The following is a 22,104-nucleotide window of genomic DNA, read 5'->3' on the forward strand; positions in this document are numbered from 1 at the left end:
TACCTCACGCATTGTTTTCCGGCTGCGCGGCAGGGTCCTGGACCGGCAGGCGCACATTGCGCGACGGCACCACGGTGGAGATGGCGTGCTTGTAGACCATCTGACTGACGGTGTTGCGCAGCAGGATGACGAACTGGTCGAAGGATTCGATCTGTCCCTGAAGCTTGATGCCGTTGACCAGGAAAATCGATACCGGAATGCGCTCCTTGCGGAGGATGTTCAGGTACGGGTCTTGAAGGGACTGCCCTTTGGACATGTTGCTCTCCCTGAATTGTCTCTGGGGGTTGATGTTATGCTCGGTCACGCCGCAAGCCAGTCGGCGCCTTGACTGTTACCCGAAGGGGCCTGGTCACCCGGCCACTCGAAAGGATTATCTTACGCTAACTGCCGAATTCGCGCACGAGTTTCAGCACTTCGCCCCTGGGGTCGGGGCCCAGGCTGTCCACCCAGTGCAGCCCGGCCCAGCCGCGCATCCAGGTCAACTGGCGCTTGGCCAGCTGGCGGGTGGCGACGATGCCGCGGTGGCGCAGCGCCTCCCGATCGTATTCGCCATCGAGAAATGACCAGGTCTGACGATAGCCCACGCTCTTCATCGACGGCAGCTCGGCGTGCAGGTCGCCACGGGCCCGCAGCGCCGCCACCTCCTCGATCAGGCCGCCCTCGAGCATCGCCTCGAAGCGGGTTGCGATGCGCGCGTGCAGCTCCCGACGGTCGAAGGGTGTCAGCCCTATCGACAGCACACGCCAGGGGAAGGTTTCCGGGCGCTGGGCCTGCCACAGCTCGGAGAGGGTCCGCCCACTCAGGCGGTAGACCTCCAGCGCGCGCATCAGCCGCTGCGGGTCGTTGGGATGGATGCGCGCCGCGGAGGCCGGATCGACCCGGGCGAGTTCCGCGTGCAGCGCGGCGAGTCCGCCCCGCTCGACGTCACGCTCCAGCTCGGCGCGCACCGCCGGGTCCGACGAGGGCAGGTTGGCCACCCCGAAGAGCAGTTGCCGGAGGTACATCATGGTGCCCCCCACCAGCAGCGGCACCCCGCCGGCTGCGCTGATCCGTCGCATCTCGCGCAGGGCGTCCTCGCGGAAGTCGGCCGCCGAATAGGGATCGGCCGGGTCGCGGATATCGATCAGCCGGTGTGGCGCCCGCGCGAGCTCGGAGGCACTGGGCTTGGCGCTGCCAATGTCCATGCCACGATAGACCATGGCCGAGTCGACGCTGATCAGCTCCAGGCCGAGGCGCTCGTGGAGTTCGATGGCCAGGTCGGTCTTCCCGGCGGCGGTGGGCCCCATCAGCAGGATGGCGGGGGGGCGGGAATCGCTCACGTGATCTCCTGATACTGGTACGTTTGCCACCTGCGCAGTAGGCCTGCGATTGGCGGCAACTCTCCAGCGCTGACGCTCCCTTTGGGGTCAGACCCCGGCGGTGTCGAATCCGCTCGCAACCTGCACGAAGATGGGCCTGCTGGCCCGGCCGGGGTCTGACCCCAAAGGGGCCATGCCGCCGACATATGCCAAGAAAAGGTCGTCAACACCGGCAACTCGAGGCCAGGCTCGGTATGAAGCCGCCCACGCTTTGCCGTTCGCTCACTGCCCCCTCAGGAAGAGGCGGTCCAGTTCCTTGAGGCTCATCTCGGCCCAGGTCGGGCGGCCATGGTTGCACTGGCCGCTGCGCTCGGTGCGTTCCATGTCGCGCAGCAGGGCGTTCATCTCCTCCAGCGTCAGGCGACGGTTGGCGCGCACGCTGCCGTGACAGGCCATGGTGGCGAGCAGCTCGTTGATGTGTGCCTCGAGGCGGTCGGAACGACCGTAGCGCTCGAGATCCGCCAGCATCCCGCGGATCAGTGGCTCCACATCGGCATCCGCCAGCAGCACCGGCAGCTGGCGCACCAGCAGGGTCTCGGGGCCGGCCACGTCGAGCTCGACGCCGAGCCGGACGAAGGCCTCGCGCTCGGCCTCGGCGGTGGCCACCTCGGCGGCGCTCGCCGCCAGGGACACCGGCACCAGCAGCGGCTGGACCTCCAGCTCGCCGCCGTGCACCTGGGTCTTCATGCGCTCGTAGACGATGCGCTCGTGGGCGGCATGCATGTCCACCACGATCAGGCCGCGCTCGGTCTGGGACAGGATGTAGATCCCGTGAAGTTGGGCGATGGCGTAGCCGAGGGGGGGCGCCCGGGTGGCGTCCTCTTCGGGCAGCGCCGGGCGCGAGACCTCCGCCCTCGCCGCCACCCCGGTGGGAACCTGGCGCTCGCGCAGGGCCACGCCGGCGGCGGTGCCGCCCGCCCCGGGGGCGGCCGGCTGCGGTGTCAGCAGCTGCTCCTCGTGGCCGGGGTGCAGTGCCCGATAGCCGTCCATGAAGGCGCGGACCCGGTCGGGCGTCACTCTATCACGGGCACCATCACCGGCCCCCTCGCCCACGTCGTCACGCCCGTGCAGTGCCATGGGCTGCTGCTGCCAGCGCCCGGGGCTCTCGCCGACCCCCTCGCCGACGCCGGCCGACGCGGCGGCGGGCTCGGCCCGCGCCTCGTCCTCCGCCACCTCAGGGCCGCCGGCGCGGGCCTCGCCCAGGGCACGGTGCAGGCTGGAGAAGAGGAAGTCGTGGACCATGCGACCGTCGCGGAAGCGCACCTCGTGCTTGGTGGGGTGCACGTTGACATCCACCACCAGGGGGTCGACCTCGAGGTAGAGCACGAAGACCGGATGGCGACCGTGGAAGAGCACGTCGCGATAGGCCTGGCGAATGGCGTGGGCCACCAGGCGGTCGCGCACCACCCGGCCGTTGACGAAGAAGTACTGCTGGTCGGCCTGGGCCCGGGAGTGGGTGGGCAGCCCCACCCAGCCCCACAGGCGCAGGCCGCCGGTCTCGAGGTCCAGGTGCAGGGCATTGTCGAGGAAGGCGCGGCCGAGCAGGGCGGCGATGCGCCGCTCGCGGGCGACCATGTCATCACCGGGACGCAACTGGTGGAGGGTCTTCTGGTTGTGGCGCAGCACCCAGCCGATGTCGAAGCGCGACAGGGCCTGGCGACGGAAGGCCTCCTCCACGTGGCCGAACTCGGTCTTCTCGGTGCGCAGGAACTTGCGGCGTGCCGGGGTATTGAAGAAGAGATCGCGCACCGTCACCGAGGTGCCACGGGGATGGGGTGCCGGGGAGACCCGGGGCTCCATCTGGCGCCCCTCGGCCACCACCCGCCAGCCCTCACGGGGGTCGTCATCGATATTGGAGATCAGCTCGAGCCGCGATACCGAGCTGATCGAGGCCAGCGCCTCGCCGCGAAAGCCCAGGCTCGCCACGCCCTCGAGTTCCTCGAGGGAGGCGATCTTGCTGGTGGCATGGCGCGACAGGGAGAGCGGCAGGTCCTCCTCGCCAATGCCGCTGCCGTCGTCGCGCACGCGGATCGAGCGCGTGCCGCCATTCTCCAACTCGACCTCGATGCGGCGGCTGCCGGCGTCGATGGCGTTCTCCACCAGCTCCTTGACCACCGAGGCGGGACGTTCGACCACCTCGCCGGCGGCGATCTGGTTAGCCAGCCGCGGGTCGAGGACCCTGATGCGTCGCTGCTCTGTCATATCGCTCCTCAAGACGAGCTGCGGGCTACGAGCCGCGAGCCACGAGCCAACCCCTGCTCGAAGCCCGAAGCTCGAGGCTCGGAGCTCAAGAACGGGGGATCCGGATCAGCTGTCCGACCCGGATCACGTCACCGTTGAGTTCGTTGGCCTGCTTCAGCTGGGCCACCGGTACGCCGTGCCGGGCGGCGATCTCGGAGAGGGTATCACCGGGCCGGATCCGGTACTCGTTGCCGTCGGTGCTGCGATTCTGGTCGCGCTGCCAGGCCAGCAGGCTGGCCGGGGGCGGATTGCGCTGGAAGTGGTCACGCAGGCCACCGAAGATCGCCCGGGCCAGGCCCTGCTGGTGGGAGGCGTCGCGCAGGCGGCGCTCCTCGTCCGGGTTGGAGATGAACCCGGTCTCGACCAGCAGCGAGGGAATGTCCGGCGACTTCAGCACCATGAAGCCGGCCTGCTCCACCCGCGACTTGTGCAGCCGGTTGATCCGCCCCAGCTGGTCGAGCACCTGCCCGCCGATGGTCAGGGAGTCGTTGAGGGTCGCGGTCATGGTCAGGTCGAGCAGCACGCCGCGCAGCACCTCGTCCTTGTCCTCCAGGGACAGGTTGCCGTCCACCCCGCCGATCAGGTCGGCCCGGTTCTCGCTGGCCGCCAGCCACTGGGCGGTCTCCGAGGTGGCGCCGCGCTGTGACAGGGCGTAGACGGAGCTGCCGTTGGGCCGCGGGCTGTTGAAGGCGTCGGCGTGGATCGAGACGAAGAAGTCGGCCTTCTGCTCGCGGGCGATGCGGGTGCGCTGGCGCAGGCCGACATAGTAGTCGCCGTCGCGGATCATCACCGCGCGGAAGCCCTCGGCCTCGTTGACCAGCGTCTGCAGCCGACGGGCGATCTCCATCACCACGTCCTTCTCGCGAACGCCGCTGGGGCCGATGGCCCCCGGGTCCTCGCCGCCGTGTCCGGGGTCGATGGCGATGATGATGTCGCGCCGGGGATGGGGCTGGGCCTGCTGCAGGGTCACCGCCGGTTCCGACGCCACCTCGGTGCCACCGGCGCCGACCCGGGCGCGGTTGGCGACGATCTCCTGCTCACGGATCATCGCTTCGATGGGGTCGATGGGGTCCTCCACGGCGCTTTCGCCCGGATACTCCAGGTCCACCACCAGGCGGTGCCCATACTGGTCGTTGGGCTCCAGGGTGAAGTGGCGCGGCTCCACCTCGCGCTCGAGCTCGAGCACCACCCGCAGGCCCTGGCCGTCGCGAACGCCGGTACGCACCCGGCTGATGGCGCTGCCGGAGAGCTCGAGCCGGTCGACGTCGGCCTCGAGGCGGCTGTCATCCAGGTCGATCACCAGGCGTCGGGGATTGTCCAGGGAGAAGACATTGGCCCGGGAGGCGGCGGAGAGATCGAAGACCAGCCGGGCATGGTCCGGGGCGGCCCACAGGCGAATGTTCTCGACCTGGCCGGCACCGGCGACACCGGCCGCCAGCCAGGACAGCATCAATAGCGCCACCGACAGCAGACGGCGACCGAACGAAACCTTCCTCATGGCGCCGCCCCACCCTCCATGTCGACGAAGCTCCTGTCACCCTGCCACTCCGGGGCGGCGGCCAGCCGTTCCAGCACCCGGCGGCCATGGTCGCTGAAGGCCTCGAGCCGCGCCTCGCGGCCCGTGCCGGCCAGCACCAGGGTCACCACCAGGTCGGGCGTCGGCAGCCAGCCCTCGCCACGCTCGGGCCATTCGATGAGGCAGAGCGCCTCCTCGGCCAGCAGGTCGCGACCACCGATGAACTCCAACTCCTCGGGGTCGCCGAGGCGGTAGAGGTCGAAGTGGTGGATGCGCGCCCCGCTGAGCTCATAGGGCTCCACCAGGGTATAGGTGGGGCTCTTCACTGCGCCCCGGTGTCCATGGGCCCGCAGGATGCCGCGGGCCAGGGTGGTCTTGCCGGCGCCCAGCTCGCCCTCCAGATGCACCCGGCCGTGCCCCCGCAGTGCCCGCCCCAGGCACTCGCCGAAGGCGACCTGGCGGTCTTCGTCATCGAGTCGCAGCTGCATGGTCATCGCCAGTCCCGGGGTTGATCAACAATTGCGCATAGGATGCCAGATCACCGGCCAGCAGACCACGCTCGCCGCTGTCGTCGGCCGCCATGTCGGCGGCCAGGGCGTGCACCAGCACCCCCAACCGGGCGACCGTCTCCAGGGGCAGGCCCTGGGCGAGCAGGCCGCCGAGAATTCCCGAGAGCGCATCGCCCATGCCGCCACTGGCCATCCCCGGGTTGCCGAAGGGACAGACGGCGAGCCCCGCCGGCCCGGCCACCAGGGTGCCGGCGCCCTTGAGCACCACCACCCCGCCGCGGCGGCGCTGTAGCTCGAAAGCCGCCGCCGGCCGGTCGGCCTCGACCGCTGCTGCGCTGATGCCCAGCAGGCGCGCCGCCTCGCCGGGGTGCGGGGTCAGGATCCAGTCATCGCGGCGCTCGCCCGACCAGCGCGTCGCCAGCAGGTTGAGGCCGTCGGCATCCACCACCAGCGGCTTGCCGGCCTGCAGGGCGGCCTGCAGCATGCCCTGTCCCCAGCTGCCCTGCCCCAGCCCGGGGCCGACCACCAGCACGCCAGCCAGCCCGGGCAAGTCCCCGAGGTCGGCCGCGCCGCGCACGCCGTGCACCATCACCTCGGGCCGACGGACCAGGCTCGCCGTGACATGCGCCGGGGCCGTGGCCAGGCTGACCTTGCCGGCCCCCAGCCGGACGCAGGCCTCGGCGGCGAGCAGCGCCGCGCCGCCGAAGCCGGGCGCCCCGCCGAGGATCAGGGCGTGGCCGAAATCGCCCTTGTGGGCGTTGCGCTCCCGCGGCACGAGCCAGGCGCCGATTAGCCCGGCGTCGAGCCGGCGGGCCGCGGGCAGGAGGTCCGCCTGGGCCTCGGCATCGACCCCCAGGGCTCGGAAGTCCAGCTCGCCGACATGGGCCGGCGCCGCCCCGGTATGCAGGCCGAGCTTGTCGCCGATGAAGGTCACCGTCCGGGTCGCCCGCACCGCGGCACCGAGCACCGCTCCGGTATCGGCATGCAGCCCCGAGGGAATATCGATGGCGAGCACCGGCAACCCGCTCTCGTTGACGGCGGCGATGACGTCACGGATGTCACCGCGCACCTCCCCGCCCAGGCCGGTGCCGAGCAGGGCATCGACCACCAGTTCGCCGCGCAGGGTCAGGCCCGGCCGCCAGGGCTCGACGCCCACGCCGGCGGCGCTCGCCATCTCGGCGGCGCGCCGGGCATCGCCGGCCAGGTCATCCACCGTCTTGAGCAGGATGCGCTGCACCACCAGGCCCTCGGCGGCGGCCAGGGCCGCCAGCACATGGCCGTCGCCACCGTTGTTGCCGCCGCCGCACAGCACGGTGATTGCGCCGGCCCCGGGCCAGCGCGCCTTGAGGCTCTGCCAGGCGGCCATGGCCGCCCGCTGCATCAGGGCGAAGCCGTCGACCCCCGCGGCGATGGTGCGCCGGTCGAGCTCACGCACCTGGTCGGCGCGGTAGAGCGGGCGACCGCGACGCTCCCGATGATCGAACGACTCGATGGACATCCGGTGTCTCCCCTGAACGTGATGCTTTACCATGGAGTGTAAGTGCTTCACGCCTCGCGCCAAGTCCCCCGGCAGCAGAATAAGCGCCGGGGCCCGTTCTTGCTCATTCTTTTCACCAATCACGGTTTCCCGATCATGAGTGCCCTGGCGCCGATTCCCGACACCCCGCCCGACCTCCAGGCCCTGGCCGACCGGATCAGGACCTGGGGGCGTGAGCTCGGCTTCCAGCAGGTGGGCATCACCGACACCGACCTGGCCGAGGACGAACAGCGCCTGCAGCGCTGGCTGGCCGCCGGCCACCACGGCGAGATGGGCTTCATGGAAAAGCACGGCAGCAAGCGCACCCGCCCCGCCGAGCTGGTGCCCGGCACCCTCCGCGTGATCAGCGTGCGCCTGGACTACCTGCCCGCCGAGGTGGAGACCGCCAAGGTGCTCGGCCGGCCGGAGATCGCCTATGTCTCCCGCTACGCCACGGGGCGCGACTATCACAAGCTGATGCGCAAGCGCCTGGCCAGCCTGGCGCAGCGGATCGAGGCCGAGGTGGGCCCCTTCGGCTACCGCGCCTTCGTCGACTCCGCCCCGGTGATGGAACGGGCGCTGGCGCGCAAGGCGGGGCTCGGCTGGTTCGGCAAGAACGCCATGCTGCTCAACCCCAGGGCCGGTTCGCTGTTCTTCCTCGGCGAGCTCTACACCGACCTGCCGCTGCCGGTGGACGAGCCCTTCGAGGGCGACCACTGCGGCAGCTGCAGCGCCTGTCGCACCGCCTGCCCCACCGGGGCCATCGTCGAGGATCGCGTGGTCGACTCCCGGGCCTGCATCTCGTATCTCACCATCGAGCTGTTCGGCGCCATTCCCGAGCGCTACCGCGAGGCCATGGGCAACCGGGTGTTCGGCTGCGACGACTGCCAGCTGGTCTGCCCCTTCACCCGCTTCACCCGCGTGACCCGCGAGGCCGACTTCGCCCCCCGCCATGACCTCGACCGAGCCAGCCTGGTGTCACTGTTCGCCTGGGGCGAGGAGGAGTTCCTCGACAAGACCGCCGGCAGCCCCATCCGCCGCATCGGCTACGAGCGCTGGCTGCGCAACCTGGCGGTGGGGCTCGGCAACGCGCCCTGGAGCGAGGCGGTGGAAGCCGCCCTGATGGCCCGCCTGCCCTACCCCTCCGACCTGGTGCGCGAGCACGTGCGCTGGGCGCTGGCCCGCCAGCGGCAGAAGCGCCGGGCGTTGATCGCCAGCACCTGAGCATAGCGCCTGGAAACGCGGCTTTACCGGCGACAGGTCTCCGAGGAGGCGCTGTAGACCCCTCCATGGGCGCTACATTTGCCATCCATGGCAAATGACCTCCTCTCCGACCTGTCCCCGGCGCCGCTCACACGCTGCCCGTTGCCTGCCAGGCGCTTGTAGCTCGCCGCTTGGTGCTGGCCCGAAGGGCCTACTCCTCCTCGTCGCGCTCCGTGCCCGGCAGACGCAGGAAAGTAGTGCGGTAGTGCGCCAGCTCGGCGATCGACTCGCGGATGTCGTCCAGCGCCAGGTGCGCGTTGCGCTTGCTGAAGCCCGCCAGGGCACCCGGGTTCCAGCGCTTGGCCAGTTCCTTCAGCGTCGAGACGTCCAGGTTGCGGTAGTGGAAGAACGCCAGCAGTTCGGGCATCTCGCGCTCCAGGAAGCGACGATCCTGGTGCACGCTGTTGCCGCACATCGGCGAGGTGCCTGGCTCGACGTGCTCGCGCAGGAACTCGAGGGTGCGGCGCTCGGCCTCGGCGGTGTCGGTCGTGCTCTCCTTGACCCGCTCGGCCAGGCCCGACTCGCCATGGGTCTTCTGGTTCCAGTCGTCCATGGCATCGAGCAGGCCAGCGGGCTGGTGCACGGCGATCACCGGCCCCTCGGCCACCAGGTTGAGGTCGTTGTCGGTGACCAGGGTGGCGATCTCGATGATGCGCTCGCGGTTCGGGTCGAGGCCGGTCATCTCCAGGTCGATCCACACCAGGCGCTGCTTGCGCGGGTCACGCTTTTCGCTCGTCTCGGACATGCGGGGGGTTCCTTGCTGGGCGGCGCTGCGGCATGGTTGACGACAGCGGGCACCCTGGGTGAGTACAATACCGTCATTGTACCGAGCTTCGGGCCCCCATGAGCAAACGCAAGTTGAGCCGCCAGCAGCGCTGGCGCATCGAGAAGATCCAGGCCGAGCGCGCCCGGCGCGCCGAGCAGCTCGACGCCCGGGACGTCGACAGGCTGGCCGCCGGTGAATATGGCCCCGAGCAGCGGGGCCGGGTGATCGCCCACTTCGGCCGCACCCTGGACGTCGCTCCCGAAGGTGGTGGCGATGCCGTGCGCTGCCATCTGCGCGCCAACCTCGAGGGGCTGGTCACCGGCGACCGGGTGATCTGGCGCGCCGCCCGGGACGGCAGCGGTGTGGTGGTGGCGAGGGCCGAACGCGACAACGTGCTCGAACGCCCCGACGCCCGCGGCCAGCTCAAGCCGGTGGCGGCCAACATCGACCAGATCCTGATCGTCTTCGCCGTGGAACCGGCGCCCCATGCCAACCTGATCGACCGCTACCTGGTGGCCGGCGAGGCCACCGGCATCGCCCCGGTGCTGGTGCTCAACAAGATCGACCTGCTGCCGGAGGACGGTGGCGAGCTGCGCGAGCTGCTCGGCCGTTACGAGGCGCTGGGCTACCCGGTGGTGACCACCACCACGGCGCGCGAGGGTGGCCTGGCGGCCCTGCTCGCCCGGCTGGCCGGTCGCACCTCGGTGTTCGTCGGCCAGAGCGGGGTGGGCAAGTCCTCGCTGATCGATCGTCTGCTGCCGGATGAGGAACTTCGCATCGGCACACTGTCGAAGGACTCGCGCAAGGGCACCCACACCACCACCACGGCGCGCCTCTACCGGCTGCCCGCCTCCGCTGGTGGCGAACTGATCGACTCGCCGGGGATCCGCGAGTTCGGCCTGGTCCACCTGGACGAACAGCAGGTCGCCGAGGGCTTCATCGAGTTCCACGACCATCTGGGTCGCTGCCGTTTCCGCGATTGCCGCCACCGCCATGAGCCGGGTTGTGCCCTGCTGGCGGCCGTGGAGCGCGGCGAGATCCACCCCGAACGCTTTGCCAGCTATCGACGCATCGTCGACACTCTCGACGAGAGCTGAGACAAGAACGTCAACGTCGACGCCCCCGATTCGGGCCTGAGGTTAGGAGAGAGTGCCATGAGTTCAGAAGACAACCTGTTGCCGCTGATCGTCGAGCCCGAGCGGCTCGCCGAGCACCTGGACGAGCCGTCGCTGCTGATCATCGACGTGCCGCTCAAGGCCGAGAGCTATGGCCAGGGCCATGTGCCCGGCGCCGTCTTCCTGGATCATCGCCTGCTGCTGAGCGGCGAGGGGGAGGTGCCCTGCAAGGTGCCCTCCACCGAGGCGCTCTCGCGGCTGTTCTCCTCGCTCGGCCTGACCCGCGACACCCATGTGGTCGCCTACGACGACGAGGGCGGCGGCTGGGCCGGTCGCCTGCTCTGGACCCTGGAGCTGATCGGCCACACCCGCTACTCCTACCTCAATGGCGGCATCCACGCCTGGCGGGAGGCCGGGCTGCCGGTCTCCACCGAGCCCCACGCCCCCGCGCCCAGCGACTACGAGGCCGAGATCCTGCATCCCGAGGTGGCCATCGATCGCCTCGAGATCATGGAGCGCCTGGGCGAGAAGGGCTTCGCCGTCTGGGACGCCCGCTCACGGGCCGAGTACGACGGCGAGAAGGGCAACAACAAGCACCTCGGCCATATCCCCGGCGCGGTCAACATGGAGTGGACCGAGGCCATGGACCGTGAGCGCGCCCTGCGCATCCGCGACTATGCCGAGCTGATCACCGAGCTCGAGGCCCTGGGCCTGACCCCGGACATGGAGGTGGTCACCCACTGCCAGAGTCACCACCGCAGCGGCTTCACCTGGCTGGTGGGCAAGGCACTGGGCTTCGAGAAGATCCGTGGCTATGCCGGCTCCTGGAAGGAGTGGGGCAACCGCGACGATACGCCGATCGAGAAATAGGCCCGAAGAAGAGGAGGCACCATGCGGCCTGCCGATGGGGAGGCGTATTCACCAGCGCCGGTGTAGCCCTCGGCGCCGGGATCAAGCCGGCCATCGGTGCCTACGGAAGCGGCCTCGTCCCTGCGCCGCTGTCTGGCCATCAACCAACCATGGGGTGAACCTGCAAGCTCACCCCGGTCCGAATTCAGTTCAAGAGAATCCCCGTCTTGTCACTTGCCAAGCTCTTCGCCCTGATCCAGTACCCCCTGCCCCACCACCTGCTCTCGCGGCTGGTGGGCCGGTTCGCCGAATGCCGCCTGCCGTGGCTGAAGAACGTCCTGGTCCGCGCCTTCATCAAGCAGTTCAAGGTCGACATGACCGAGGCCGCCGAGCCCGACCCGACCGCCTATGCCACCTTCAACGACTTCTTCACCCGCGAGCTCAAGCCGGAGGCCCGCCCCCTCGGCGAGGGCGTGGTCAGCCCCGCCGACGGCACCCTCTCGCAGTTCGGCGCCATCGAGGCCGGCCAGCTGTTCCAGGCCAAGGGGCACCGCTTCTCGGCCATGGAGCTCTTCGGCGGCGACGGCGAAGCGGCCAGGCGCTACCTGGGCGGCAGCTTCGCCACCGTCTATCTCTCGCCGAGCGACTACCACCGGGTGCACATGCCACTGGCCGGCTCCCTGACCGAGATGGTCTATGTGCCGGGCCGGCTGTTCTCGGTGAACGCCGCCACCACCGAGCACGTGCCCAACCTCTTCGCCCGCAACGAGCGCCTGGTGTGCCACTTCGACACCGAGTATGGGCCCATGGCGGTGGTATTGGTCGGCGCGATGATCGTCGCCGCCATCGAGACGGTATGGGCCGGCCAGATCACACCGCTCTCCGGCGAGGTGCGGCGCATCCGCTTCGACACCCCGGTACGGCTCGCGAGGGGCGAGGAGATGGGCCGCTTCAAGCTCGGCTCCACCGTGGTGATGGGCTTCGCCGAATCGGCAAGCTTCGCCGATCTCGACCCCGGCGCCAAGGTGCGGATGGGTCAGTCGCTCGGTAGTCTTCCCCCCTGCGAGGGCTAGCAACGCGGCGTGGCGAAGGCCATAACTTCCGCCACGTCTGCCCTGCCCAGGGCCAGCTGGACCAGCCGGTCGATGCCCAGGGCCACCCCGCTGCCGGCCGGCATGCCGTGCGCAAGCGCCGTCAGCAGCCGCTCGTCGACATCCACCTCGGGCAGGCCCAGCCGACGGCGGGCGGCGTTGTCCTCGGCGAAGCGGGCGCGCTGCTCCCCGGCATCGGTGAGCTCGTCGTAACCGTTGGCGAGTTCCAGCCCCGCCAGGTAGACCTCGAAGCGCGACGCCACCCAGGCGCCATCCTCGGGGTCGCGATGGCGCCGGGCCAAGGCCGCCTGGCTTGCCGGGTAGTCCACCACCACGTCCAGCCCGCCCCGGCCGAGGGTCGGCTCGATCGTCAGGCTCATCAGCAGGTCCAGGCAGTCGTCGCGGGAGGCATCGCTCATCTCGAGTCCGCCCGCGTCGCCGGCCAGCCGCTGCAGTTCGGCAAGCGGAGCCGTGAACGGGTCGCGCCCCAGCGCCTCGCGGAACAGCTCGCGGTAGCGGCGCCGCCGCAACGGGCCCGGATCTCGCCCCAGCACGGCACGGATCAGCTCGGCGGTCTCCTCGATCAGCTCATCGAGGGCGAACCCCGGCCGATACCACTCCAGCATGGTGAATTCGACGTTGTGGCGCCGCCCCACCTCGCCGTCGCGGAAACTGCGCGCCAGCTGGAAGATGGGGCCGCTGCCGGCGGCCAGCAGCCGCTTCATGTGGAACTCCGGCGAGGTCTGCAGCCAGAGCCGCTCACGGCCGGCCGGCGTCGTGGCCTCGGTGCACAGCGAGGCCAGGTGCACGTCGGTGCTGCCGCCGTGCCCCAGCACCGGGGTCTCCACCTCGAGCACCCCGCGGCCGGCGAAGAAGGCCCGCACCTCGGCGAGCAACCGCGCCCGCTCGCGCAGGGTCTCGAGGGTGGCAGTGGGCTGCCAGTCGCTTGCCATAGCACCATCCTCTACCTACGCGAAGGCCACGCCGAAGCGTGGCCTTCAGGAGCCGCGCCTTGCCCGGCGACAGGCCGTCGCGGAGGCGCTGTGAACCCTTGCCTGGGCGCTACCTTTGTCATTCCTGACAAATGACCTCCGCTTCGCCCTGTCCCCGGCGCCGCTCGTAGCTCCTAGCTCTTAGCTCAATACAATCAGGCGCGAGAGACGTACTCGCCGGAGCGCGTATCGACCTTCAGCACCTCGCCCTGGTTGATGAACAGCGGCACGCGGACCACGGCACCGGAGGAGAGGGTCGCCGGCTTGGAGCCGCCCTGGGCGGTGTCGCCCTTGAGGCCCGGGTCGGTCTCGACCACCTCCAGCTCGATGAAATTGGGCGGGCTGACGGCGATGGCGTTATCGTTCCACAGGGTCACGGTGTAGGGCACCTGCTCCTTGAGCCACTTCTCGGTGTCGCCCAGGGCCTTCTTCTCCACGGCGTACTGCTCGAAGGAGCCGTCGGTCTTCATGAAGTGCCACATGTCGCCGTCGGTATAGAGGTACTCCATCTCCAGCTCGAGGACATCGGCGCCTTCGAGGGATTCGCCGGACTTGAAGGTCCGCTCCCAAACGCGGCCGGTGATCAGGTTGCGCAGCTTGACGCGATTGAACGCCTGTCCCTTGCCGGGCTTGACGAATTCGTTCTCGACGATGGTGCAGGGATCGCCGTCCAGCATCACCTTCAGACCGCCCTTGAATTCGTTGGTAGAATAGTTCGCCATGATCTCTCACCCATATTCGGGCGCGCCGCCGGCCAGTGCCGGTGGCGCACCCAAGCAAACGAAGTTCGACGAGGGCTCGCCCCTCGCCCGCATTGACTGGTGTGCCGCATGATAACCCGAAGCCCCGCCCTTTTGCAGCGTCCCGACCGGGAGGCCCGGCCGCTGGCCCTCGCCGCCCCCTGGCAGACCCAGCTGTCCCGGGCGATCCGCGACCCGCACGAGCTGTGCCGGCGCCTCGGCCTGGATGACGCCTGGCTGCCGGGCGCCGAGGCCGGGCACGGCCTCTTCGAGGTGCGGGTGCCGGAGGCCTATCTCGCACGCATCCGCCCCGGCGATCCCCACGACCCGCTGCTGCGCCAGGTGCTGCCGCTGGCTGCCGAGGCTGCCTCGGCCAGCGGCTTCGTCGACGATCCGCTGGCCGAAGCCGACCACGCGCCGGCGCCGGGGCTGATCCACAAGTACCGGGGACGCGTGCTGCTGATCGCCAGCCCCGCCTGTGCGGTGAACTGCCGCTACTGCTTCCGCCGTCACTTCCCCTATGAGGACAATTCGCCCTCCCGGGCCCAGTGGCAGCAGTCGCTGGGCTATCTGCGCGAGGACGCCTCGATACGGGAAGCGATCCTTTCCGGCGGCGACCCCCTGGCCGCCAGCGACCGCCGGCTCGCCTGGCTGGTGGAGCGGCTCGAGGCCATCCCCCACCTGAAGCGGTTGCGCATTCACACCCGGCTGCCGGTGGTGATCCCCGACCGCATCGACGGCGCCCTGCTCGACTGGCTCGCGGCCACCCGATTGCAGAGGGTGATGGTGCTGCATATCAATCACCCCGGCGAGATCGACGACGCCGTGGTCGCTGCCTGTGAACGACTGAAGCAGATCGGCGTGACTCTGCTCAACCAGAGCGTGCTGCTGCGCGGCGTCAACGACGACGTCGGCACCCTGGCCGCGCTCTCCGAGCGGCTGTTCGAGGCGGGGGTGCTGCCCTACTACCTGCATGTGCTCGACCCGGTGGCCGGTGCCGCCCATTTCGACGTGCCGGATAACGAGGCCCGCGAGCTGGTCGCGGGCCTGAGAGAGATGCTGCCGGGTTTCCTGATGCCGCGGCTGGTGCGGGAGATCCCCGGTGAGGCCAGCAAGACGCCCTTATAAGCTGTAAGCCTTAAGCCGTAAGCTATAAGTTAACCCCCCAAGGCATGACACCTTGGGGGTTTCTTATGGCTTAAAGCTTTCAGCTTATGGCTGCCGACCGGCGAAGCCAGTCAGGCCAGCGTGGCCGCGGTCACATTGGCCGCCGGTTCCGCGGTGGAAACGTGGCGGTTGATGGCGCTCATCACCGCCTTCATGGAGGCGCTGGTGATGCTCTCGTCGGTGCCCACGCCGAACACCGCCTTGCCGTCGATGCGCACCTCCACGTAGGCGATCGCCTCGGCGTCCGCGCCCTGGCCGCGGGAGTGCTCGTGGTAGTCGATGATCTCGACGTCATGGCCGGCCGCCGCCAGGGCCTTGATGAAGGCCGCCAGCGGGCCGTTGCCCTCGCCGCGTATCGCCTGGCGCTCGCCGTTCGCCTCGATGCTCGCCTCCAGGCTCACCCGGGGGCTGTCGGGCTCGGAGGAGAGCCGATGGTTGATCAGCGCGAAGGGCGCGCGCCGCTCCAGGTATTCGTCGGCGAAGGCCTGGTAGATCATCTGCGAGGTGATCTCCTTGCCCGTGCGGTCGGCGACCTCCTGCACCACCTGGCTGAACTCGATGGAGAGCCGACGCGGCAGCTCGATGCCGTGCTCCTGCTCGAGCAGGTAGGAGACCCCGCCCTTGCCCGACTGGCTGTTGACCCGGATCACCGCCTCGTAGCTGCGCCCCACGTCGAGCGGATCGATGGGCAGGTAGGGCACCTCCCAGACCGCATCGGGGTTGGCGCGCCGCTCGGTCATGCCCTTCTTGATGGCATCCTGGTGGGAGCCGGAGAAGGCGGTGAAGACCAGGTCGCCCACATAGGGGTGGCGCGGGTGCACCGGCAACTGGTTGCAGTACTCCACCTCGCGCATGATCGGCGTGATGTTGGAGAAGTCGAGCCCCGGGTGCACGCCCTGGGTGTAGAGGTTCATGGCGAGGGTGACGATGTCAACGTTGCCGGTGCGCTCGCCGTTGCCGAACAGGGTACCCTCGACGCGGTCGGCGCCGGCCATCACGGTGAGCTCGGCTGCGGCCACGCCGGAACCGCGGTCGTTGTGCGGATGCACGCTGACGATCAGGCCGTCGCGGCCCTTGACGTTGCGGCAGAACCATTCGACCTGGTCGGCGTAGTTGTTGGGGGTGGCCACTTCCACGGTGGCCGGCAGGTTGACGATCATGCGCTTGTCGGGTGTGGCGCCGTAGGCCTCCATGACGGCCTCGACGATCTCCCTGGCGAAGTCCATCTCGGTGGTGGTGAACAGCTCCGGCGAGTACTGGAAGGTCCAGTTCGTCTCCGGGGCCGCCTCCATGCGGCTTCGAATCTGCGCGGTTGCGTCCACGGCGATCTGGATGCACTCGGGCTTGCTGACGTTGAACACCACGCGGCGGAACACCGGGTCGGTGGCGTTGTAGACGTGGACGATGGCGTTCTTCGCCCCCTGCAGCGCCTCGAAGGTGCGGTCGATCAGGTGGGGGCGGGCCTGGGTCAGCACCTGGATGGTGACGTCATCGGGCACCTTGTCCTGCTCGATCAGCGCACGCACGAAGTCGAAATCGGTCTGGGAGGCCGAGGGGAAGCCCACCTCGATCTGCTTGAAGCCGACCTTCACCAGCAGGTCGAAGAAGCGCTGCTTGCGCTCATGGTCCATGGGGTCGATCAGCGACTGGTTGCCATCGCGCAGGTCGACGCTACACCACAGCGGGGGAGTCTCGATGCGGCGGTTCGGCCACTGGCGGTCCGGCAGATCGACGGCGACGAAGGGGCGATACTTGGTGGCGGGGTTGTCGAGCATCATGGTGGCATTCTCCCTGGGCTGGCGACGCTGGTGTTCGGAAGTCGGGCGGCATTCAGAAACGGCAACGCCCCGGATGCATCGAGCATACCGGGGCGCCGGGGCACGCAGCAAAACGATTCGCGCGGCCGACAACGACCATGCGAGAACCGCGACTACTGCGGACAAGAATTCGGACGGAAGACATTTCGACACCTCGACTGACCTGGACTCAAAAATGCGATGCGCAGCGCATCACCCGGCACGATCAAAGGCCGGTTAGTAGTCGTAGGTCCAGGCTGGGGTGACGAAATTCAGTGTTCATGCTCCCTAGAGAATCAGCATGCGACGCCCTTGTCAAGCCGGGCCGCCATTTCTGTCCTCATGGCGCCTCGGCTTCGGCATGGCGCCACCAGTGGAACAGGGCCTCCGGCTCGCGGCCCCGAAACGACGGCCGGCGTTGTCCAGGGCCAGCTCGGCGAAGGCCGCGAAGTCGCTGTCGCGGGCATCGAGGCCGGATGACTCCTTGTCAGGCACAGGCGGCGCGGGAATGGTCCCCTATTCGCCCCGCCGCTCGAGCAGCGCCTCCATCCGCGAGAGCTGGTCGCGCATCTGGCGCACGTCGCTGCGCAGGCCGTGCAGCTCGGCGGCCTCCCCCGTGCCGCTCTCGAGCTCGATCTGCGCGCTCTCCTTCTGCATCACGTCGAGCACGATGCCGATCATCATGTTGAGGAAGATGAAGGCGTTGAGGAAGATGAAGGTCAGGAAGTAGATCCAGGCGTAGGGGTAGTGCTCCATGATGGGGTAGAGCACCGCGGTGGCCCAGCTCTCGAAGGTGGCGACCTGGAACAGCGTCAGCATGGCCAGCGAGATGTTGCCCCACAGCTGCTCGTCGACGCTGGCGAACAGGAAACTGCCGATGGCGCCGTAGATGTAGAAGATGATGAACATCAGCAGCGCCACGTAGCCCATGCGCGGGATCGACTTGAACAGCGCCGCGATCAGCATGCGCAGCTCGGGGATCATCGATACCAGGCGCAGCACCCGGAAGATCCGCAGCAGGCGCGCCAGCAATACCATCTCCGAGTCGTCCAGGGGAACCAGGCTGGCGGTGACGATCAGGAAGTCGAAGACGTTCCAGCCCCGCTTGAAGAAGTCGCGCAGGCGCTTCTCCGCCGCCATGCGGATCAGGATCTCCACCAGGAAGAACACCGTCACCGCCGTGTCGAGCAGCAGCAGCCACTCCTGGAAGGGGCTGACCTCCTCCTCGTAGGTCTTGGCGCCGATCAGCAGCGCCGAGACGACGATGATGGTGATCACCGTCAGCTCGAAGGCCTTGTGGGCGCGCAGCCGCTCGAAGCGGCCGCGCCAGGTCTCGAAGGTCGTGCTCACGGCCCTACTCCTCCAGATCCACCTGGCGATAGCCGATCAGGTAGAGCACCGCATCGAGGCCCAGGGTCGAAATGGAGTGGCGGGCCTGGCTGCGCACCAGCGGCTTGGCACGGAAGGCGATGCCGAGCCCGGCGGCGGCCAGCATCTTGAGGTCGTTGGCACCGTCGCCCACGGCGATGGTCTGCTCCATGGCGAACCCCTCGCGCGCGGCGATCTCGCGCAGCAGCGCCGCCTTGCGGTCGGCGTCGAGGATCGGCTCGCGCACCTCGCCGGTGACCTTGCCGTTCTCGATTACCAGCTCGTTGGCATGGATCTCGTCGAAACCGAGCCGCTCCTGCAGGTGGCGGGCGAAGTAGGTGAAGCCCCCGGAGAGGATCGCGGTGCGATAGCCCAGCCGCTTGAGCTGCGTCATCAGCCGCTCGACGCCATCCATCAGCGGCAGCTCCTCGGCGATCTCGGCGAGCACCGACTCATCGAGTCCCTTCAGCTTGCTCATGCGCTCGCGGAAGCTCTGCTGGAAATCCAGCTCGCCGCGCATGGCCCGCTCGGTGACCGCGGCGACCTCGTCGCCGACGCCGTGACGCCGCGCGAGCTCGTCGATCACCTCGGTCTTGATCAGGGTGGAGTCCATGTCGAAGCAGACCAGGCGACGGTGGCGACGCCAGATGGAGTCCTCCTGGATGGCGATGTCGACGCCATGCATGGCGCCCAGCGCCAGGGCCTTCTCGCGCAGGGCATCGAGGTCGATCTCCTCGCCGCGCAGCCAGCATTCCACGCAGGCACCGCTGATGCTCGCGTGTTCGTGGGGCACGCCGCCGTCCAGCGGCTCGCGGCCGGAGAGGCGATGGATCAGTTCCACGGTCAGGCCATGCTCGGCGGTCAGCGCCCCCACCTCGGCGAGGATCCCCGCCGGCAGGTGCGGCGCCAGCAGCGTCAGGATCAACCGCGGCTGGCTGGCGTGGGCACTCCAGCGCTGATAGTCCTCGGCGCTGACCTGGATCGCCTGGACGTCGAGACCCAGGGCGTCGCCGGCGGCGGTCAGGGCGCCCTCCAGGTCGTTGTCCTGGCCGAGCCCCACCAGGGCCTCCAGGGAGAGCATGTCGAAGGTCACGCTCTGGTTGATGTCCAGCAGGCGGGCGCCGCTGGTGGCAAGGGCCTTGCCCAGGCCGGCCAGCTGGCCGGGACGCGCCGTGCCGGTGGCGCGAATCAGTACTCGTCGTGTCATGGTTGCCTCAAAATCCGAGCGTACCCAATACGCTGATTGAGGCGGCTTTTCCGGGGACAGGCCTGCGCGGAGGCGCTGTGAACCCCTCCCTGGGCGCTACCTTTTCCTTCCCTGGAAAAGGACCTCCGCTTCGACCTGTCCCCGGCGCCGCCTACATGGCTGCTGCCATTCTTCAAACTTCCGGCATCAAGCTTTCCAGCCGGTCGACCTTCTGCAGGCCACGGGGCAGCTTGCTGCCGCGCCGGCCGCGCTCGCCACGATAGTAATCCAGATCGGCGGCCTTGAGGGTCAGGTGACGCTTGCCGGCATGCACCACCAGCGCGCTCCCGGCGGGCAGCACCACCAGGTCGCGCACGAACTCCTCGCGCCGGGCGGCTCGCGCGCCCGGGATGTCGATCATCTTGTTGCCCTTGCCCTTGGCCATCTCGGGCAGCTGCTCGAGGGGGAAGACCAGCAGCCGCCCCTCGTTGGAGACCGCGGCCACGCTGGCGCCCTCCTCGTCGGGCACCGCGCAGGGGGGCAGCACGTTGCAGCCCTTGGGCACGCTGAGCACCCCCTTGCCCGACTTGTTCTTGCCGACCAGCTCCTCGAGGCGGGCCACGAAGCCGTAGCCGCCGTCGGAGGCGAGCAGGAAGCGCGCCGTGGGCGGCGCCAGCATCAGCCCCGCCATGTGCGCCCCGGCCACCACGTTGACCCGGCTGGTGACCGGCTCGCCCTGGCCGCGGGCGCTGGGCAGGTTGTGGGCGGCCAGGGTATAGGCACGGCCGGTGTCGTCGAGCAGCACCAGCGGCTGGTTGGTCTTGCCCCGGGCCGCCAGGGCGAAGCGGTCGCCGGCCTTGTAGGAGAGCCCGACGGGGTCGATCTCGTGACCCTTGGCACTGCGGATCCAGCCCTTCTCGGAGAGCACCACGGTGACGGGGTCGGCGCCGACCAGCTCGACCTCGGAGAGCGCCCGGGCCTCCTCGCGCTCGACGAGGGGCGAACGGCGGGCGTCGCCGTACTCCTTGCCGGCGGTGCGCAGCTCCTCCTCGATCAGGTCGGTGAGCCTGGCCTCGCTGCCGAGCAGCGCCTCGAGGTGCTGGCGTTCGGCCTCGAGCTCGTCCTGCTCGCCGCGAATCTTCATCTCCTCGAGCTTGGCCAGGTGGCGCAGGCGCAACTCGAGGATCGCCTCGGCCTGGCGGTCGCTGAGCCCGAAGGCCGCCATCAGCGCGGGCTTGGGCTCGTCCTCCTCGCGGATGATGCGGATCACCTCGTCGATGTTGAGGTAGGCGATCAGCAGGCCCTCGAGGATATGCAGGCGGTCCTGCACCTTGCCCAGGCGATGTTCGAGGCGCCGGCGCACGGTGGTGCGGCGGAAGCGCAGCCATTCGCCGAGCAGGTCGGGCAGCGACAGCACCCGCGGGCGGCCGTCGAGGGCGATCACGTTCATGTTGACGCGGATGTTCTTCTCGAGATCGGTGGTGGCGAACAGGTGCGCCATCAGCGCCTCGATATCGACCCGGTTAGAACGCGGCTCGATCACCAGCCGGGTCGGCTCCTCGTGGGTCGACTCGTCGCGCAGGTCGGCCACCATGGGCAGCTTCTTGGCCTGCATCTGGGCGGCGATCTGCTCGAGCACCTTGGCGCCGCTGACCTGGTAGGGCAGCGCGGTGATCACCACGCTACCCTCCTCGCGCATGTAGCGGGCGCGCAGCTTCACCGAGCCGCGGCCGCTCTCGTAGAGCTTTCGCAGGTCGGCCCGCGGGGTGATGATCTCGGCTTCGGTGGGAAAGTCCGGCGCCGGCAGGTACTGGCCGAGATCCGCCGTGGTCGCCTCGGGGTGGCGCAGCAAGTGACAGGTGGCCTCGACCACCTCGTTCACGTTATGCGGCGGGATATCGGTGGCCATGCCCACGGCGATGCCGGTGCCGCCGTTGAGCAGCACATGGGGCAGCCGTGCCGGCAGCACCACCGGCTCGTTCATGGTGCCGTCGAAGTTGGGGGTCCAGTCGACGGTGCCCTGGCCGAGTTCCGAGAGCAGCACCTCGGCGAACTTCGACAGCCGTGCCTCGGTGTAGCGCATGGCGGCGAACGACTTGGGATCGTCGGGGCTGCCCCAGTTGCCCTGGCCGTCGACCAGCGGGTAGCGGTAGCTGAACGGCTGGGCCATCAGCACCATGGCCTCGTAGCAGGCGCTGTCGCCGTGGGGGTGGAACTTGCCGAGCACGTCGCCGACGGTACGCGCCGACTTCTTGTACTTGGCGCTGGCGGAGAGTGCCAGTTCGCGCATGGCGTAGACGATGCGCCGTTGCACCGGCTTCATGCCGTCGCCGATGTGCGGCAGCGCCCGGTCGAGGATGACGTACATCGAGTAGTCGAGGTACGCCTTCTCGGTGTACTCGCGCAGCGAGAGGCGCTCGACATCGCCCTCCGCCACCTGGATATCCATGGTCATCGATTGACCCCTTTCATGATTTCATGGCCGTTGCCGTGCAGCACCAGAGCCCATTCGATCCAGCCGCCGAGGCCGCGCCCTTGGGGTCAGACCCCGGCAGGGGGCGAATCCGCTTGGTGCTGCTGCGGTACTGGCCTTCCCATGTCGGCGGCATGGCCCCTTTGGGGTCAGACCCC

Annotated in this window: 18 protein-coding genes; 5 read left to right on the forward strand and 13 right to left on the reverse strand. The window is 69.0% G+C overall.

Going from position 1 to position 22,104, the window contains the following annotated elements:
• Window positions 1-4: 4 nt before the first annotated feature.
• The 6 genes from hfq to CR157_RS03455 all read right to left on the reverse strand — a co-directional run bounded on the left by hfq (window position 5) and on the right by CR157_RS03455 (window position 7,122).
• Complete coding sequence (hfq, locus tag CR157_RS03430) at window positions 5-256, reverse strand: RNA chaperone Hfq (protein ID WP_102627626.1); 252 nt, start codon at window positions 254-256, stop codon at window positions 5-7.
• A 124-nt stretch (window positions 257-380) separates the two neighbouring features.
• Complete coding sequence (miaA, locus tag CR157_RS03435; RefSeq protein ID WP_110282123.1) at window positions 381-1,319, reverse strand: tRNA (adenosine(37)-N6)-dimethylallyltransferase MiaA; 939 nt, start codon at window positions 1,317-1,319, stop codon at window positions 381-383.
• A 261-nt stretch (window positions 1,320-1,580) separates the two neighbouring features.
• Window positions 1,581-3,560, reverse strand: coding sequence for a DNA mismatch repair endonuclease MutL (gene mutL, locus CR157_RS03440; RefSeq protein ID WP_110282124.1), 1,980 nt, complete (start codon window positions 3,558-3,560; stop codon window positions 1,581-1,583).
• Window positions 3,561-3,645: 85 nt separating this feature from the next.
• A complete protein-coding gene (locus CR157_RS03445) occupies window positions 3,646-5,097 on the reverse strand; it encodes an N-acetylmuramoyl-L-alanine amidase (RefSeq protein ID WP_110282125.1) in 1,452 nt (483 codons plus the stop codon).
• Window positions 5,094-5,603 (reverse strand): tRNA (adenosine(37)-N6)-threonylcarbamoyltransferase complex ATPase subunit type 1 TsaE, encoded by a 510-nt coding sequence (gene tsaE, locus CR157_RS03450; RefSeq protein WP_110282807.1) that lies wholly within the window; start codon window positions 5,601-5,603, stop codon window positions 5,094-5,096. Before tsaE ends, CR157_RS03445 begins: the two co-directional genes overlap by 4 nt.
• Window positions 5,584-7,122, reverse strand: coding sequence for an NAD(P)H-hydrate dehydratase (locus CR157_RS03455; protein WP_110282126.1), 1,539 nt, complete (start codon window positions 7,120-7,122; stop codon window positions 5,584-5,586). Before CR157_RS03455 ends, tsaE begins: the two co-directional genes overlap by 20 nt.
• Before the next feature lie 135 nt (window positions 7,123-7,257).
• Here CR157_RS03455 and queG point away from each other — a divergent pair, with 135 nt between their 5' ends.
• A complete protein-coding gene (gene queG, locus CR157_RS03460) occupies window positions 7,258-8,364 on the forward strand; it encodes a tRNA epoxyqueuosine(34) reductase QueG (RefSeq protein ID WP_110282808.1) in 1,107 nt (368 codons plus the stop codon).
• 190 nt (window positions 8,365-8,554) lie between these two features.
• Here the strand turns inward: queG and orn are convergent, their stop codons facing one another.
• A complete protein-coding gene (gene orn, locus CR157_RS03465) occupies window positions 8,555-9,148 on the reverse strand; it encodes an oligoribonuclease (RefSeq protein WP_110282127.1) in 594 nt (197 codons plus the stop codon).
• Window positions 9,149-9,246: 98 nt separating this feature from the next.
• Here orn and rsgA point away from each other — a divergent pair, with 98 nt between their 5' ends.
• The 3 genes from rsgA (at window position 9,247) to asd (ending at window position 12,206) form a co-directional block, all read left to right on the forward strand.
• Window positions 9,247-10,266: a small ribosomal subunit biogenesis GTPase RsgA gene (gene rsgA, locus CR157_RS03470; protein ID WP_110282128.1), complete on the forward strand. Its 1,020-nt coding sequence runs from the start codon at window positions 9,247-9,249 to the stop codon at window positions 10,264-10,266.
• 57 nt (window positions 10,267-10,323) lie between these two features.
• Window positions 10,324-11,154, forward strand: coding sequence for a sulfurtransferase (locus CR157_RS03475; RefSeq protein ID WP_110282129.1), 831 nt, complete (start codon window positions 10,324-10,326; stop codon window positions 11,152-11,154).
• Window positions 11,155-11,360: 206 nt separating this feature from the next.
• Window positions 11,361-12,206 carry an archaetidylserine decarboxylase gene (asd, locus tag CR157_RS03480; protein WP_110282130.1) on the forward strand — a complete coding sequence of 282 codons (846 nt, stop codon included), beginning with the start codon at window positions 11,361-11,363 and terminating at the stop codon, window positions 12,204-12,206.
• On the opposite strand, the gene epmA is transcribed toward asd, so the two are convergent.
• A complete protein-coding gene (gene epmA / locus CR157_RS03485) occupies window positions 12,203-13,177 on the reverse strand; it encodes an EF-P lysine aminoacylase EpmA (protein ID WP_110282131.1) in 975 nt (324 codons plus the stop codon). The genes asd and epmA overlap by 4 nt on opposite strands.
• A gap of 194 nt (window positions 13,178-13,371) precedes the next feature.
• The gene (efp, locus tag CR157_RS03490; RefSeq protein WP_110282132.1) at window positions 13,372-13,938 is read right to left on the reverse strand and encodes an elongation factor P; all 567 of its coding nucleotides are present in this window, start codon (window positions 13,936-13,938) and stop codon (window positions 13,372-13,374) included.
• 108 nt (window positions 13,939-14,046) lie between these two features.
• Here efp and epmB point away from each other — a divergent pair, with 108 nt between their 5' ends.
• On the forward strand, window positions 14,047-15,084 hold the full coding sequence (gene epmB, locus CR157_RS03495) for an EF-P beta-lysylation protein EpmB (protein ID WP_110282133.1): 1,038 nt from the start codon (window positions 14,047-14,049) through the stop codon (window positions 15,082-15,084).
• Between the two features lie 110 nt (window positions 15,085-15,194).
• On the opposite strand, the gene leuA is transcribed toward epmB, so the two are convergent.
• The 4 genes from leuA to parC all read right to left on the reverse strand — a co-directional run bounded on the left by leuA (window position 15,195) and on the right by parC (window position 21,928).
• Entirely contained in the window at window positions 15,195-16,901 is a 1,707-nt protein-coding gene (gene leuA, locus CR157_RS03500) for a 2-isopropylmalate synthase (protein ID WP_110282134.1), read from the reverse strand.
• 534 nt (window positions 16,902-17,435) lie between these two features.
• A complete protein-coding gene (locus CR157_RS03510) occupies window positions 17,436-18,269 on the reverse strand; it encodes an ion transporter (RefSeq protein ID WP_110282136.1) in 834 nt (277 codons plus the stop codon).
• A 4-nt stretch (window positions 18,270-18,273) separates the two neighbouring features.
• Window positions 18,274-19,494 (reverse strand): phosphoserine phosphatase SerB, encoded by a 1,221-nt coding sequence (serB, locus tag CR157_RS03515; RefSeq protein ID WP_110282137.1) that lies wholly within the window; start codon window positions 19,492-19,494, stop codon window positions 18,274-18,276.
• 172 nt (window positions 19,495-19,666) lie between these two features.
• A complete protein-coding gene (gene parC / locus CR157_RS03520) occupies window positions 19,667-21,928 on the reverse strand; it encodes a DNA topoisomerase IV subunit A (protein WP_110282138.1) in 2,262 nt (753 codons plus the stop codon).
• Window positions 21,929-22,104 lie beyond the last annotated feature (176 nt).

This window comes from Halomonas sp. LBP4 (genome assembly GCF_003202205.1).
GTDB lineage: Bacteria > Pseudomonadota > Gammaproteobacteria > Pseudomonadales > Halomonadaceae > Halomonas > Halomonas flagellata.

What these genes read in the sequence shown, in the direction of transcription:
- CR157_RS03445 (WP_110282125.1), bottom strand. Translation starts at nt 5,097, where the DNA reads ATGAGGAAGGTTTCGTTCGGTCGCCGTCTGCTGTCGGTGGCGCTATTG.
- CR157_RS03455 (WP_110282126.1), bottom strand. Translation starts at nt 7,122, where the DNA reads ATGTCCATCGAGTCGTTCGATCATCGGGAGCGTCGCGGTCGCCCGCTC.
- efp (WP_110282132.1), bottom strand. Translation starts at nt 13,938, where the DNA reads ATGGCGAACTATTCTACCAACGAATTCAAGGGCGGTCTGAAGGTGATG.
- leuA (WP_110282134.1), bottom strand. Translation starts at nt 16,901, where the DNA reads ATGATGCTCGACAACCCCGCCACCAAGTATCGCCCCTTCGTCGCCGTC.
- epmA (WP_110282131.1), bottom strand. Translation starts at nt 13,177, where the DNA reads ATGGCAAGCGACTGGCAGCCCACTGCCACCCTCGAGACCCTGCGCGAG.
- epmB (WP_110282133.1), top strand. Translation starts at nt 14,047, where the DNA reads ATGATAACCCGAAGCCCCGCCCTTTTGCAGCGTCCCGACCGGGAGGCC.
- mutL (WP_110282124.1), bottom strand. Translation starts at nt 3,560, where the DNA reads ATGACAGAGCAGCGACGCATCAGGGTCCTCGACCCGCGGCTGGCTAAC.
- queG (WP_110282808.1), top strand. Translation starts at nt 7,258, where the DNA reads ATGAGTGCCCTGGCGCCGATTCCCGACACCCCGCCCGACCTCCAGGCC.
- tsaE (WP_110282807.1), bottom strand. Translation starts at nt 5,603, where the DNA reads ATGCAGCTGCGACTCGATGACGAAGACCGCCAGGTCGCCTTCGGCGAG.
- orn (WP_110282127.1), bottom strand. Translation starts at nt 9,148, where the DNA reads ATGTCCGAGACGAGCGAAAAGCGTGACCCGCGCAAGCAGCGCCTGGTG.
- parC (WP_110282138.1), bottom strand. Translation starts at nt 21,928, where the DNA reads ATGACCATGGATATCCAGGTGGCGGAGGGCGATGTCGAGCGCCTCTCG.
- CR157_RS03475 (WP_110282129.1), top strand. Translation starts at nt 10,324, where the DNA reads ATGAGTTCAGAAGACAACCTGTTGCCGCTGATCGTCGAGCCCGAGCGG.
- hfq (WP_102627626.1), bottom strand. Translation starts at nt 256, where the DNA reads ATGTCCAAAGGGCAGTCCCTTCAAGACCCGTACCTGAACATCCTCCGC.
- serB (WP_110282137.1), bottom strand. Translation starts at nt 19,494, where the DNA reads ATGACACGACGAGTACTGATTCGCGCCACCGGCACGGCGCGTCCCGGC.
- rsgA (WP_110282128.1), top strand. Translation starts at nt 9,247, where the DNA reads ATGAGCAAACGCAAGTTGAGCCGCCAGCAGCGCTGGCGCATCGAGAAG.